Raw genomic sequence first — 14,653 nt, forward strand, 5'->3', positions numbered from 1 at the left:
GTGACCCTCGCAGAGCAAGTAATAGTCGTCCAACCTGAACGTCCTGCCTTTCCACCGTCGTTGACGACGATGAAAGACTTGGACGCAAATGTTCATGTTTGGGCTGCGGGTTCAATCGATGTGCTAAGCCGCTCCAAGACTGGTTTTTTCTGCTCGTCCCAATGCCCAGGCTCAATCGTTCTCAAGACCTTCGATGCCATCACCAGAATGCGAGACGAAGGCCAGGTACTCATCGGCGGCTTTCACTCCGTCATGGAATGGGAGTGCTTGCGAATCCTGCTCCGTGGACGCCAGCCGATCATCTGGGTTCCGGCGCGGACTATCGTCGGAATGCGCTTGAAACCAGAACTTCAGCCCGCCTTCAAAGAAGGCCGGCTGCTCATTCTCTCGCCATTCCCACCCACACAGAACAGAATCACGTTGGCGCTCGCCCAACAGCGCAATCGCTTTGTTGGCGATCTTGCAAATACGATATTCGTTCCCCACGCAGCACCGGGGAGCCGTACCCTTAACTATTGCACCGAACTCTCTTCGGCAGGCAAGAAGATCGTAACGATTGACGATTCTCACAACGAAGCGCTCTTGCGTCTCTCCGATGTCGAGCGACTTTCGTAAGCAAAACGCTACGAAGTTTCCCCCGGTGGTGTCTCATCGACCGCTTCACGGACCAATTTAATGTGTGAAGAAAAGAGGGGATGCTGTTGCATCCTCTCCCACACCGGGGAGATAGCTATACCCAAAGGCAGACCGGCAATCGCCGGTGTAGCGACCGGAAAGCAAGCGACGCGCAAAGCAACATACGACATCTTCTCCGATATCCAGTGCTGAAGAGGATTCGCGACCAGACGGCCATTGAGGTATCCCGCAACGGCCTCTTTCTCGGGTGAATTCATGAAGCCTGTCTGCCATCGTTTGAGGCTTTCCAGTTTCTCGTTCGGATCGCCCTTAGATACCGCATAGAGGGCCAACGGAATATCCATGAAGAAGTAGACGTGCTTCATTCCAAAATCGAGCCGACGAAGAAGTTCTGAGTCAAACGTGATTCGGGGAGCGACCAGCGCCAGCGACCGATGGAAAAAGCTACGCACCTGCGAACCGCCATCGGCGAAGTTGTCGAACTGGACTTGCAGCCAACCACTGTCGCCCGTCAATGCAAAGAGTGTCGAACCAATCAAAGGCGGTCTGACGTACCCCCAGGTGGAATCTCGCGTGTGGAGTCGCGGAGCCATCCACGCAGACATCTCCCCCTGCAACGAGGTCGGGAAGGCATCTGGCAGGAAGACGGCGACCCAGTTCAGGAAGAAGCCGCGCAGATCTTGTCGTTCGGGGACAGGAGCAATATCCATGTCTTCGAGAAACGACTGCCACTCTTCTTCACAGATTGCCGCGACGCGGTTCGAATCGATCGATAGGGTCAACCCAAATGGATGCAAATTGGTACCTCTTCCTCTGTGAGGCTAGTGTAGTGGCGGCTTGCAAAAGTGTATTTACAGATCGCGTCTATTGCGCTCTTGGCTTGAAATCCAAGACGCGTCCACGCCGCTTGGGTGCTTCCACGCCCAGCAGTTCGGCAACAGTGTGGAGGGGGATGCCCGTTTCACCCGACAACTTGGCTAAATCTATCGGATTCCCGTATCGAAGTTCGGCCATTTTCCTCATAAGGCGCGGCTTTGGCTGAGGGATGTTCTCGTCACCCGGCTCAAGTTGCGTCCAGCCGCTAGTGCGTACTTGTTGGTTCAGATAGCGATACTGGTTTGGCGTAATCAACTTGAGATCGCTGGCCCGACGTATCAACATTTGCAACGACACGTTCCATCTTGGCTTGAGCGTCGCAAGATTGGTAAGGGTTATCGGGCCTCTCATCTCTTCGAGCATGGCTTCCTTTGGGAGGAGCAGCTCCTGAGCAAAAGCCCTCGCTTGATTGTCAGCTTCCACAACAGACACGGTTAGAGGAGAGTGCAAGACGAGATGCCCGATTTCCTCGCCTAACGTGAAGTTGACGCGATAGCCGACCTTACCCCCGAGGAGCGCAATGACGGGCCTTGGATACGGTGACCCAACCCATGTCGCGAACCCATCGAGCGTACTGATCTCCCGAGGAATCAGCAATATCAACACGCCGTTGCGCTCTGCTCGTTGCATGAGGTCTACCACTGGGACGTGAGGCGCGATGCCAAGGGCCGTTCGTGTTATCTGAGCGGCCTTTTCAGGTGATTCCTTGAGTCGCGGAAGATTGACTGGCACCTGTTTCAACTTCGCGCCCAAGAAGACCGCCAGTTCAAAGGCAACTGACGTTAATCCATGAGCATGTTGCCGCTCCGACTTGGAGAGTGCGGTGCGGGCACGATAGAGGAGCGCCCCCGAGGGGAACTCGTCAACGTGGGTCGGCTCGAAAAACGCGAGGCCAAACCCCGTCTGCTTAGCCAGGATTTTGAGATAGTCCGATGATGGCCGATAGAGATTGGCTTCCATCGAAGCGATTCCTGACTGTGTTGTGCCAATCCGTTCTGCAAGTTCTGTCTGAGTTAATCCGGCAATCTCACGCGCCAACTTTATCCGACTGCCTATCATCTGCCTCTTCTTCCGAATGTGTTGCCGAAACTGTTGGGGTCTCTCCGTCCATAGGAACGTCCCGATCTAGTTGACTTGAATCATCGCTCTCGGTTGCTACGGGGCCATCGCCTCCAACCAGGAGTGCTTCGATCTCTTGGTCTGCCAATGTTTCAGCCTGTGCGGCAGAAGCGGGTGTACGCTGCGAAGCGACCGGCTGCAAAATCGGATTCGTTACGGGCTCTTGCCAAGCAAGAACTACGTCCTGAGAACGTGCGCCCGCGACTTGCGGACACGCAAGCCACACATTTGCGATTCCAAATCCCGGACTGAAATCCCAGAGGACTAAGAGGTTCGTCTTAGAACCCGCAGGCTTACCATCGTCTCCGAGGTAACGGACAGACGCCTGATTGTAAAACTCTCTCCTGCGAGTAGACGTACCGCATCCCGGCGCTACGCCCTTCTTTCCTTTCAGAACTCGGAACGCAAAACCCCTGTAGTGAACAAGCAGACTGATAAGCGGCTCTGCGGCAAGACGAAATCTGCGCTCTTTCAACTCCGTAACCCGCAGCCCATTTTTTGCGAGATACCGCTTCGCCTGATCGCGCACGATCATCTCCCGAAGGTGCGGCTCAGGACTTTCCCCATCACAGTTTTGCTCGTAGTATTTGCGGCACACCGTCGCCCCAACATCTAGTGATTCATACAGTAGTCGCATTAACGATTCGACCTCGCCCATAACCTCCGAGAACGACGGTAATGGGTCTGGCTCCAGCGAGATCAACGAGAGTTTTTGCATACAGGTATGTTTTTATCATATTGGACAGAAATTCTCAAACTTTCTTCCAACTTTCCACGACCTTCACAATTCCGCTCTCGTGGGGAGGAAGTAATCCTCCCTGTCTTCGGACGCTTACCGTCCTTCGCCACCCTCCTCCAGCGGGGCGGTCCACCCTCCCCGCAACGGCCCTCCGGCAGAAACAAGCAACCGCAAAAGCCGCTAAGGGGGCTCTGCCCCGGCTCGCGCCCGCAAGGGGTTTCCCCATAATTTTTCTGCGAAAAATCACGCGATAAAACCGCGCCCTACGGGTGGGAGATACCCGCTCCCCTTGCAGTTGCTACCCCCCGCCTTCGCCAGGTGGCGTTCGGCATGTACATGCCGCGTTTCAACGCGGACGTGCAAGAGCCAGAACCCAAGGAGGAAGCACCCATGAACACCAACAGCACTGTTACCCCCATCAGCGAAAACCCCAAACAGCCGCAGCAACGGCAGACAGCCAAAGAGATCATCGCCGCCAATGTGAAGAGCCTCATCGAGCAGCTAGAGGCCGGACACAGCGATGCGCTTACGGCCTATCTCGATGCCATGAGCCGTTTTCACAACTACTCTTTCGGGAACATCTTGGAGATCGCAAGGCAGAAGCCCACCGCAACCCGCGTTGCTGGCCTGTATGCGTGGAACCAGTTAGGCCGAAAGGTGAAGAAGGGAGAGAAAGGAATTCGGATTCTCGCTCCCATCGTCGGTATCAAGCGGAAGAGAGACGAGGAAGCCGAACGGGACATCACCAAGCAGAACACCCGCGTCCTTGTCGGCTTTCGGAATGCCTACGTCTTCGATGTCACGCAGACCGAAGGCGCGGAGTTACCGAGCATGAGGGAGATGCGCGGCACCGTAGGCGACAACCGCGACCGTCTCGTTTCCTTCATCAAGGCACAGGGTATCGAGCTTGTCTTCACCGAGAAGATTGCACCCGCGTTGGGAATGAGCTACGGCGGCAAGATCGCTATTCTTCCCGGTCAGTCCGAGGCCGAGGAGTTTTCGACCCTCGTCCACGAACTCGGACACGAAATGCTGCACAAGTCGGAGCGTCGCACCGCCACCACGAAGGTAGTGCGGGAGACAGAAGCCGAAGCTATCGCCTTTGTGATTGGGAAGGCAGTTGGCTTGGAGACAGGTTCGGCATCCGCCGACTACATCCACCTGTACCACGGTAACGCCTCGCTCTTGGCCGAGAGCTTGGAGGTTATCCAGCAAACCTCCGGTGTCATCCTTGCCGCGTTGCAGCCCCCGACAGCAGCAGAGGCGGAGATGCCCGATGCAGAACTGGCGAAGGTGGCGTAACCCTTTCCCGTCCCGGAGCGGAAGGAGAGCGCGTCCGCTACAAAACACCGATGCAGTGCCACCCCCCCAAGGAGTACAGCCATGAACACCCAAACGACGAACGAGTACCGCGACCTTCCCCTGTCTTTACTTACTGAATCCAAGACCAACCCACGCCGTACCTTTGAGGACGATTCCTTGAAGGAACTGGCCGAGAGCATCCGCACCCAAGGCGTACTATCGCCCTTGCTTGTCCGGCCTATCACCGAGCAGGGCTTCGAGGTTGTCTTCGGAGCAAGACGCTTCCGTGCCGCCCAAATCGCAGAAGCGGCAACAGTCCCCGTTCGCATCAAGAACCTTACCGATGCGGAGGCGTTGGAGGCGCAGCTTATTGAAAATCTGCAAAGACGCGACGTACATCCATTGCAGGAAGCGCAGGGTTTTTGCGCGTTGCTCAACCTTGAAGAACCGAAATACAGTATCGAGCAGATTGCAGCAAAGGTTGGAAAGTCTCCGGCCTATGTCGCACAGCGCATCCGGCTCACGGAGCTTACCGCCCCGGTAGTGGAGGCTTTCTATGCCGAGGAAATCGGCATCGGACACGCTCTCTTGCTTGCCAAGCTCCAGCCCGACCAGCAGGAGAAAGCCCTCTCGGAGTGTTTCCGCGAGGAGTGGGCGGGCGCGGGCAACAAGCCCAAGCGCATCCTGCTACCCGTTCGCCACCTTCAGCATTGGATAGAACACCAGCTCATGCTTCTCTTGAAGTTGGCACCGTTCAGCAAGCGCGATGCCCAGCTCGTTCCCGCAGCCGGAAGCTGTCTCGAATGCCCCAAGCGGACAGGCCACAACAGGCTTTTGTTTGCCGACGTGCAGCAGGACGCTTGCACCGACCCAACCTGCTATGCGGCCAAAGTTGAGGCGCAGGTGCAAGCCCTCATCGCCAGCAAGCCCAAGCTAGTCCAGATCAGCACCAGCTACGGCAACCTACCGGAAGGCAGCGCGGCCATTCCCCGCAACAAGTACGTCGAGATTGAAGCGCAGAAGCCGGACACGCCGGAGAAGGCAAAGCGGCCAGAGTATAAGACCTGCCGTTTTACCACCGAGGCCGTCGTCACCTATGGGAGCGAGAAGGGTGTAGTCCGCAAGGTCTGCGCCAATTCCGATTGCCCCATACACAACCCCAAGAAGCAGCCCAGCAAACCCAGTGCCGCGGCCAAAGCGGAGCAGGAGAAGCAACGCCGCGAGGAAGCACTCGCGAAAGCAACGGGATTACGGGTGCTACAGACCATCGTTGCTTCCGTCCCCGTTCGCTTGATGAAGCGTGACCTGCTCTTTATGGCAGAGAACCTTTTGCCCTTGCTGGACGAAGTTCGATTGGTGATGGTCGCTCGGAATCGCGGCATCCGTCCAAGCGAAGGGCAATCCGTTGGCAAGCTGCTCACGGCCTTCATTCGCAAAGCCGACGAGGGCGAACTGAACCGCTTGGCGATTGAGATTGTCATCCTGCTTGCCGCACGCTCGCAGTCGGACGGTGGCAAGGTGCTCAAGGCCGCAGCCCTGACGTACAACGTGAACACCGATTCCATCGCCCTCAAGGTGAAGCAGGAGTTTACGGCAAGGGAGAAGGCAAAGCAGCCTCAGAAGGTCGAGGCCAAACCAGCGGTCAAAGCGAAGAAGGCAGCATAGGTACGACCGCGCGGGGTTTGCTCCCAAGCCCCGCGCGTTTTCTCATGCTCCCTCAGAGCAACGTCAGGGCCGAGTGCCGCGCTATCCCCAGAGGGTAGGCGCGTCGTCACAGACGAGCAAACTTTCCTCATCATTCCGCACGTTGCCCACACGCGAGTTCGCCTTCCATGCCCGCATCCTCTCGGCAGGAAAAGGCCTCAGCAGATCGAGCGGCAGAGCCTCAGCTTCCGCCGGCTGGAGCCAGCGGTCGTAATCCTTCGGCTCAATAATCACCGGCATCCGGTCATGCAGCGGCTCCATGACTTCGTTCGGGTCCGTCGTGATGATAGTGAACGTCTCCAGCAGCGTCCCGTTCTCTTCCTTCCAACTCTCCCAGAGGCCAGCAAAGCCGTACTGACTTCCATCGAGCATCCCGATGGCGAAAGCTTGCTTGGTCTTCGCGCCGATCTTCTGCCATTCGTAGAACGCATCGGCAGGCACCAGGCATCGCCGCTTCTTGATCGCTTCGCGGAAGGATGCGGTGGTGACAATGCTCTCTGCGCGAGCATTGATGCGCTTCACTCCGTCTCGCGCATCCCGCGCCCAGAAGGGCACGAGTCCCCACCGCATCAAGACAATCTCCCTCTCGCCCGACTCCGGCGAGAATCGCACCACGGGCTGAAATGTCTGCGGCGCAATATTGAAACTCGGGCCGAACTCCGGCAGGTGTTCGGGATCGACGCCGAACCAGTCGGCTATCGCCTTTTTCGTTGCCCGTCGAACGTAGCGTCCACACATCGAGCTGACCTCGCCACGATTCTATAAGGGTATTACTTCCCACAACCCGATTTATGAGGCCGCATCTGCTCGCGAGCGCTTCATAAGCTGCCCGTGGTTTTTCTTTCGGTAAGGGGTGTCCGTTACAGCTTCAGAATGGGATTTCATCCTCCGAGAGTACCCTACCGAGTGGCGGCACAACTGCCGCAGCTGCGGTGCTCTCCGAAGAATCCTCAAAGTCGTCTTCGCTGGTATCGGTACCGTCAGCAGCGGATACTTTCATGTTAGCGGCGCTTCGGAGTAATTCCGAGATGGTTCCAACGAACGGGGATGTGTCGATTGCTCTTGCTGCCGCCGAGAGGCGGATGTCGAAGTTTTCTGCAACCACAATCTTGTATTTGCGACGATTGAAACTGCGCAAGATATCCTTCGCGTTCGGAGTCAGGTTGCCGAGGGCAATTAGCGCCGGATGCAGATGGTCATCGCCGAGGCAATATTTCTTATTCTTCCTGAGGAACTTTGGTTTTATCTCGTGAACGATCCCGACAAATTGAGCCAAGAGCATCGGATAGATTACGAGCTTCTTGGCCTCGGCAAAACTGATCAATTCACTGTTTTTCAGTGTGTCTGATCCCTTCTTGCTTTTCACTGTTGGAACTACGCCAGGGTTCACAATCGCCACGTCGACACAATAGATCCCAGAGTCCCGACCGCCAAGCACGCTGAGATTGGAATGCAATTCGAAAACCGATGCCCCGCGTTCACAGACCACGTGCGAGTAGTCCGCAGGGTGTCCCCTGGTACTTAGCTTTACTCGGAACTCTTGCGTACCCGTAGGATTCCGAATAGAAGTCTTGTATCCATAGGCACGGTAATGTTGGACCACCCCAACCATCGCCCCAACCTCAAGAAGTTGGGTTTGCCGTGCATTCAGGAAATCGAGTGCCGTTCGATGCTGTCTCGCGAATTGTCGGATTGCACTACTGATCTGGTCTGCGTTCATTTGCCAAGAAGTGCAAAATTTGAGGATACGGCTGACGAAGGAGTTCGACGTTAAGGCCTTGGTCGTTCAAAAGTACTTCCAAATCGCGGAGAAGCGTCCCTAATTGACGAAACTGTACACTCTCGGGTGTGAAAGTGGTTCCTCCGACCCGAACGCCGCTTACATCGTTCCCCAACAGCCTCGTTGAGTTGTAGAGCAGCCAATAGCTTGACGAACAGATTGAGTGCAGCTTGCGCACGGCTGCTACGAGCGCGAGTTGATCGCGAAGCTCGTCTGTAAGCTTGACCTCGGCTTCCTTAAAAATCTCCTGCGAAGCCGCCTCAACAGACCTTGCGTAATCAATCACTTGTTCCCGAAGCGTGTAGGGCAGTTCGGGGGCAAATGCATTCACGTAGCGAAGGCTCATTTCATGCTCCTATGCCTTAGGATAACCTCGGCTATCATTGAGCCGAATCGAAGCGGTGCCAAATGGGAAAAATAGTAGTTCTCATTTCTTCGTCGGCTTCCTGAAGGCACCTGTTTGTAAATCCTCGTTTGCCTTCTGCAATGGCTGCACCAATCGCGGTGCAACATTGACTTGCGCCCCAGAGCAGGGAGTATTCTGGGGCTGCAGCAGAGAACAAAAGGCGAAAACGAAATGGCGATTCAGTCCCGAAGTGCGGCGTTGAGGCAGGAAATCGAGAGCAGCCTCGCGTCGCGGATTCCCGCCGCCTTATCGCCCCAGGCCGTCCAAATAGCACGGCTTCTCCCGATTCGGAATGAAGCCGTAAATACCCTGTTGGGTGGCGGTTTGCCTATCGGTGGCATCTGCGAGTTTACCGGTCCCGCCTCAGCCGGACGAACATCGCTGGCTCTGTCAGTCCTAAGTGAAGCGACAGTCGATTCGGCCTGCGCCTACATCGACGTGAGCGACAGCCTCGACGCAAGAAGTGCCGCCGCCGCTGGAGTGCGACTCAAGAACCTTCTCTGGGTGCGTTTTTCCGAGATACAGGAGCAAGCTCCGCCCCCCACCCAACCCGGCCCGACCGGGAGAGTCGGCACGCCTAGCCCGAATGATGGTGTGGATAGATCAACGCAGCACCACGGCATTCGCCACCCACGCGCCGAAACGAAGGGTATCGACCGGGCGTTGGAGAAGATGCTTGTTCAGAAAGCCGAGACGCGGCTCAAGAAAATGGAAGGAACCCCAGGCTATCCCAACCAAAGACTTAGCCTCGCAGCCGCCCCAGCAGAGCAGGTCGCCTACGAGCATTTCAACGCCCGCCGTGCTGATGCGTCCGACCCGTTACGGCAAATCGACCGGAGAACTGCGGATGAGGCCCGCGAACGTGCCAAGTCGCCCGCAGCAGTACAAGGCGGGCTGAGGCGTGATGCAAAGCCGTGGAGCAAGTTGGACAAGGCTCTTCGTACAGCAGACCAGATTCTCCAAGCGGGAGGTTTCCGAGTCGTGGTACTTGACCTTGCCTCAGTCTCCCCGGAGCAAGCTCTTCGTATCCCGTCGGCAACCTGGTATCGGTTCAGCCGCGCCGCGCAGGAAGGCGACGCGATCCTGCTACTCCTGACTCAGGAACCATGCGCCAGATCGAGCGCGAAATGCGTACTCGACTGCTCACCGCACTTGGCTCCAAGCGAATCAATCCATGTCTTCGACAGGATGACCTACGCAACCGAAGTCGTCCGCCAGCGGGTGGCAAATCCTTACGGCAAGAAAGCACCGGGCCGAGCTGTCGAATGGAATTCGACAGCTCCGTGGATGCGTGCGGCGGGGAGGTAGCGGATGGAATACGCCGCGATCCACATACCGGAGTTTCCGGTAGTCGCATGGCTGCGATCGGACGCCGCCGCACGCTCCCACGCCCTCGCCGTCATCGAGGGCATCGCCCCGCTTCAGCGCGTTGTCTCCATCAACCGCGCAGCCAGAGGTCAGGGCGTCTCGCGTGGCATGAGCAAAGTTCAAGCTGAGGCGACAGGACCGATGCTCTTTCGCAATCGTTCCATCGCTGAGGAGACTGCAAACTTTGAAGACGTGTTGGAGATTGCCGAGCGCTTTTCCCCACGAATCGAAGCTCTATCCGGTCCACTCAACAGCTATGCCCAGGCCCACACATTATCCGTCTCGCTGCTAATAGATCGTACCGGCACTGAGACGCTATTCGGCACCGCAGAACAGTACGCCCGGAGGCTGAAGTCTCAGCTTGAGGCGGCAGGTTTTCCTTGCAGCATTGCTACTTGCTCCAACGCGGAAGCAAGTCTGCTACTCGCTCGTTCTCATGCCGGAGTAATTTGCGTACAAACGCTTGATCTGGAAAAGCGACTTGCCCCGCTGCCCATCGCATTGCTCCGCTGCGACGATGCCACTTTGACGGTGTTTGCCAGATGGGGAATACGAACGTTGGGAGAGCTTGCCGCACTGCCCGAGACTTCGCTTATCAGTCGTATCGGACAGCAAGCGAGACGCCTGCAACGTCTCGCTCGTGGCACGGAAGATCATCTGCTTGTCCCGGAAGAAGCAGACCTTATCCTCTCCGAAACCGCGATACTCGATACGCCGCTCGTCCTGCTGGACTCGCTGCTATTCGTTGTGTCGCCGATGCTCGAACGCATCATGCGCTCCGCCGTCGAACGTGCCTACGCTTTGCGTAGTCTCACCCTTGCGTTGCAACTGGAGAAGGCCCCCGCCTATGAGCGGCACATCCGCCCCGCTATCGCTACACAAAGCCGCGACCTCTTGCTCAAGCTGCTCAATCTGGATTTGCAGAGCCACCCGCCACAAGCCGCCATCCTTGGCGTGACGCTCACCGCAGAGGCCGCGCGTCCGCAGACGGCACAGCGCGGCCTCTTTCAAGCCCAATTCCCGGAGCCGGATAAGCTCGACATCTTGCTCGCAAGACTTCGCTCGATTGCCGGCGACCACAACGTAGGTGCAGCGGAGCTATGCAACAGCCATCGCGACGATGAAGTCACGATGACATCCTTCCGTCCAAGTGTCCTCGCCATTGGCTCGTCCCCTTCGAAGTCGTCATGCCTTGCACTCCGCAGATTCCGTCCGGCCCAACCCGTCCGGGTGTCTTTGAAAAACGGAACACCGTCACTTCTTTTCTGGCAGGGCGGACGATTGGACCTCGCAGAAGTCAAAGGCCCCTGGCAGTCGAGCGGCTATTGGTGGGACGGTCGGACTTGGGAGGCCGACGAATGGGATGCCGTCGTTGTGCAGCCTCTATACGCTCTGCGCCTCCGCTATGAACGCGCACCAAGAGCATGGAGTATCGCAGGTGTGTATGACTGAGGACTATGTGGAGTTCCACGCCCGTTCTGCCTTTTCCTTCCTTGAAGGAGCTTCGCTACCTGAGGCTCTGGTAGAGCAGGCCGCCAAACTCGGAATGTCGGCTCTCGGCATACTCGACCGCGATGGCCTCTACGGAGCGCCACGGCTCTACACGACCGCAAAGAAGCTGGGGCTGCGCTCTCACGTCGGAGCCGAGGTTTCTGTGAGCGATCTTGGATTGCAGGTACAACCGGCCGAGTGGCAACCGCACACCATCCCTCAAAGACCGGTGCGGCTGAGCCTGCTTTGCGAATCGCAGAGAGGCTATCGCAATCTCTCGCAGCTCATCACCGGATACAAGCTCAGACAGAAGACAAAGGGTGAGGGCGTCGCTACGCTCCGCGAGATCAATGAGCGGAGTGAAGGGCTGGTTTGTTTGACCGGTGGCGATGAAGGACCGCTTGCCGCAGCTCTCGAAAGAGGAGGCATGGACGAAGGGCGGCGAGTTCTCAGGTCGCTCATTCAGACCTTTGGCCCGAAGAATGTGTACGTCGAACTCCAACGTCATCGTATCCGCGAACAGGAAGCCCGTAACGATGCCGCAGTCTCACTATCGCGCGAGTTTCATCTTCCTATTCTTGCGACAAACGGCGTCAACATGGCGACCGCCTTCGAGCGAGAAGTGCTTGATGTATTGACAACGATTCGGCACCACACGTCGCTTGATGGCGCAGGCCTGCTCTTGCAGCACAACGTCAACCGTCACCTACGGCCAGTTCGGGAGATGGCCGTGCTCTTCCGAGACATTCCCCAGGCCATCGCTGAGACACGCGAACTATCGTCGCGCCTCCAGTTCGAGATGAAGGACATGGGCTATCAGTTTCCGCTCTACCCGGTTGGCGACGACGAGACGATGGACAGCTTTCTCAACAAGAGAACGATGGAGGGAGTTTCTAATCGTTACGGTGTGAAGAGCAGCGCCAGCCTTCGCAAGCGAGCCGAGAAGCAAGTAGCCAGAGAGCTTGCACTCATTGCAAAGCTGGGACTCGCTGGATACTTTCTCATCGTGTGGGACATCGTAGAGTTTTGCCGCAAGAACGGAATCCTCGTCCAGGGCCGAGGGTCCGCCGCTAACTCCGCCGTTTGCTACTCGCTGGGGATTACGGCAGTTGACCCCGTAGGGATGGACCTGCTCTTCGAGCGTTTTCTCTCCGAGGTGCGCGGCGAGTGGCCGGACATCGACCTGGATCTTCCATCGGGAGAAGACCGCGAGAAGGCGATCCAGTACGTCTATACCCGATATGGCCAGTTGGGAGCCGCGATGTGCGCCAACGTCATCACCTATCGCGGAAAGTCAGCAGCCCGCGAGGTTGGCAAGTCACTCGGCTTCGATGAAGACACACTGACTCGCCTTACCCGGCTCGTCAGTGCATGGGAGTGGAAGGGCGCGACCGACACGATGCAGGAGCAGTTTCGCGTCGCCGGATTCGACCTCGCGCATCCTCGCATCGCCAAGTACCTTGAGCTTTCGATTCGGATGCTCGACTTGCCGCGCCATCTGGGGCAGCACTCAGGAGGCATGATTATTGCGCAGGGCCAGCTCGCCTCCGTCGTACCGATAGAACCGGCAAGTATGCCAGGCCGCAACGTCATCCAATGGGACAAGGAAGATGTCAGTGACATGGGTCTCATCAAGGTAGACCTGTTGGGCCTCGGCATGATGGCCGTCCTCAAAGATTGCACCAACCTCATCCCGCAACACTACGGCAAAACGGTAGACATCGCGCAGATACCCCACGACGACCGGCAGGTGTACGCCTCCCTCCGCAAGGCCGACACCATCGGATTGTTTCAGGTCGAGTCGCGGGCACAGATGGCCTCGCTTCCTCGCAACAATCCCGACAAGTTCTATGACCTTGTGGTGCAGGTTGCGATCATCCGCCCCGGCCCAATCGTCGGCAAGATGATGAATCCTTATATGGAGCGGCGGCAGGGCAGGCAGGAGATTACCTACCCGCACCCTCTCTTAGAACCAGTGCTACGGCGGACTCTAGGCGTCCCGCTCTTCCAAGAGCAGTTGCTTCGCATCGCCATGACCATCGCGGACTTCACAGGCGGGGAGGCGGAAGAGTTGCGTCGTGCTCTTGGTAGCCGTCGCTCTGCGGACAAGATGCGGGCATTAGAAATTAAGCTCCGCGAAGGCATGGACAAGAACCTAGTGGGGATTACCGCCCAAGAGGAGATCATTCAGTCGATCAGCTCTTTCGCGCTCTATGGTTTTCCTGAAAGCCACGCGGCCAGCTTCGCTCTCATCGCTTACGCGAGTGCATGGCTCAAGTTCCACTACCTCGGCGCGTTCACCGCCGCGATCCTCAATAACCAACCGATGGGGTTTTACTCCGCCGCTGTCCTCGTCAAGGACGCGCAGCGCCACGGACTTCGAGTGCGGCCTATCGACGTGATGCGGTCGAGTTGGCCGTGTACCTTAGAGCGCGAAGAAGACGGTTCGCTTTCGCTCCGTCTTGGCCTTCGCTTTGCCCGTGGCCTTCGAGAGACCGCCGCTTTGGAAGTTGAGGCCGCGAGAGCGCAACGAGCCTTCGCTTCCATCGAAGAACTCGCGCGTCGGGTACCGTCTCTCTCCCGCGCGGACCTCGCCACACTTGCCGAGGTTGGTGCTCTCAACTCGATCGGCGAAGCTTCGCATCGTCGAGATGCGCTTTGGCAGGTCCAAAGAGCGGGGCGGCAGGCAGGGCCGCTTCTTGAATCGTTGGATCAAGACGAGGAGCAGACTTCGCCCTTGGAAGCCATGAATCCCGAGGAGCGCATGGTTGCCGACTACGCGGGTACCGGTGTCACGGTAGGCCGTCACCCGATGGCACATTGCCGCGACCAGCTACGGAATATGAACGTTTGCCGCGCCGACGACCTTCGTATGCTTCGCCGCGGAGTCAAAGCCCGTATCGCCGGCTGCGTCATTGCCAGACAGCGACCGGGCACAGCCCACGGCTTCATTTTTCTTTCCCTCGAAGATGAAACCGGCATCTCGAACGCAATCATCGACCCCGAGCTATACGAGCGGAACCGCTCACTGGTCACGTATGCCCGCTTCCTGCTGGTCGAAGGAACGCTGCAAAACGTCGATAAGGTCATTCACATCCGAGCCAGGCACATTGAAGAACTGAACGTCACCGCAGCCCCAACGCAGTCCCACGACTTCCATTAAATGAGCGAACACATGACATCGCCGGGTGACTCCCAGCCTCCGAAAGACTGGTGGCTGGAGAATGCCTGC

12 protein-coding genes are annotated in these 14,653 nt (G+C 57.4%); 6 read left to right on the forward strand and 6 right to left on the reverse strand.

Going from position 1 to position 14,653, the window contains the following annotated elements; genetic code table 11:
• The gene (locus P4G45_RS09525) at positions 1-615 is read left to right on the forward strand and encodes a hypothetical protein (protein WP_348266245.1); all 615 of its coding nucleotides are present in this window, start codon (positions 1-3) and stop codon (positions 613-615) included.
• 8 nt (positions 616-623) lie between these two features.
• Here P4G45_RS09525 and P4G45_RS09530 read toward each other — a convergent pair whose 3' ends face one another.
• From P4G45_RS09530 to P4G45_RS09540, 3 genes are all read right to left on the reverse strand, one after another.
• Positions 624-1,433, reverse strand: coding sequence for a hypothetical protein (locus tag P4G45_RS09530; RefSeq protein WP_348266246.1), 810 nt, complete (start codon positions 1,431-1,433; stop codon positions 624-626).
• Between the two features lie 67 nt (positions 1,434-1,500).
• Positions 1,501-2,571, reverse strand: a complete 1,071-nt coding sequence (locus P4G45_RS09535) for an XRE family transcriptional regulator (RefSeq protein ID WP_348266247.1) — start codon at positions 2,569-2,571, stop codon at positions 1,501-1,503.
• Entirely contained in the window at positions 2,540-3,349 is an 810-nt protein-coding gene (locus P4G45_RS09540) for a hypothetical protein (protein ID WP_348266248.1), read from the reverse strand. The genes P4G45_RS09535 and P4G45_RS09540 overlap by 32 nt, the downstream gene beginning before the upstream one ends.
• Positions 3,350-3,760: 411 nt before the next feature.
• On the opposite strand from P4G45_RS09540, the gene P4G45_RS09545 reads away from it, so the two are divergent.
• The gene (locus P4G45_RS09545) at positions 3,761-4,672 is read left to right on the forward strand and encodes an ArdC family protein (RefSeq protein WP_348266249.1); all 912 of its coding nucleotides are present in this window, start codon (positions 3,761-3,763) and stop codon (positions 4,670-4,672) included.
• Positions 4,673-4,753: 81 nt separating this feature from the next.
• The gene (locus P4G45_RS09550; protein WP_348266250.1) at positions 4,754-6,337 is read left to right on the forward strand and encodes a ParB/RepB/Spo0J family partition protein; all 1,584 of its coding nucleotides are present in this window, start codon (positions 4,754-4,756) and stop codon (positions 6,335-6,337) included.
• Between the two features lie 81 nt (positions 6,338-6,418).
• Here the strand turns inward: P4G45_RS09550 and P4G45_RS09555 are convergent, their stop codons facing one another.
• The 3 genes from P4G45_RS09555 to P4G45_RS09565 form a co-directional block, all read right to left on the reverse strand.
• Positions 6,419-7,114: an SOS response-associated peptidase gene (locus P4G45_RS09555; RefSeq protein WP_348266251.1), complete on the reverse strand. Its 696-nt coding sequence runs from the start codon at positions 7,112-7,114 to the stop codon at positions 6,419-6,421.
• A gap of 130 nt (positions 7,115-7,244) precedes the next feature.
• Positions 7,245-7,775 carry a hypothetical protein gene (locus tag P4G45_RS09560; protein WP_348266252.1) on the reverse strand — a complete coding sequence of 177 codons (531 nt, stop codon included), beginning with the start codon at positions 7,773-7,775 and terminating at the stop codon, positions 7,245-7,247.
• A 298-nt stretch (positions 7,776-8,073) separates the two neighbouring features.
• On the reverse strand, positions 8,074-8,502 hold the full coding sequence (locus P4G45_RS09565) for a hypothetical protein (RefSeq protein ID WP_348266253.1): 429 nt from the start codon (positions 8,500-8,502) through the stop codon (positions 8,074-8,076).
• Between the two features lie 231 nt (positions 8,503-8,733).
• Between P4G45_RS09565 and P4G45_RS09570 the strand changes: the two genes are divergently transcribed.
• From P4G45_RS09570 to P4G45_RS09580, 3 genes are read left to right on the forward strand one after another with little or no spacing between them, the layout of a single operon-like run.
• Positions 8,734-9,870 (forward strand): recombinase A, encoded by a 1,137-nt coding sequence (locus P4G45_RS09570; protein ID WP_348266254.1) that lies wholly within the window; start codon positions 8,734-8,736, stop codon positions 9,868-9,870.
• Between the two features lie 3 nt (positions 9,871-9,873).
• Positions 9,874-11,382, forward strand: coding sequence for a DNA polymerase Y family protein (locus tag P4G45_RS09575; protein WP_348266255.1), 1,509 nt, complete (start codon positions 9,874-9,876; stop codon positions 11,380-11,382).
• A complete protein-coding gene (locus P4G45_RS09580; RefSeq protein WP_348266256.1) occupies positions 11,375-14,584 on the forward strand; it encodes an error-prone DNA polymerase in 3,210 nt (1,069 codons plus the stop codon). Before P4G45_RS09575 ends, P4G45_RS09580 begins: the two co-directional genes overlap by 8 nt.
• Positions 14,585-14,653: the final 69 nt, after the last annotated feature.

It is taken from the genome of Edaphobacter paludis (assembly GCF_039993895.1).
Classification (GTDB): Bacteria; Acidobacteriota; Terriglobia; order Terriglobales; family Acidobacteriaceae; genus Edaphobacter; species Edaphobacter paludis.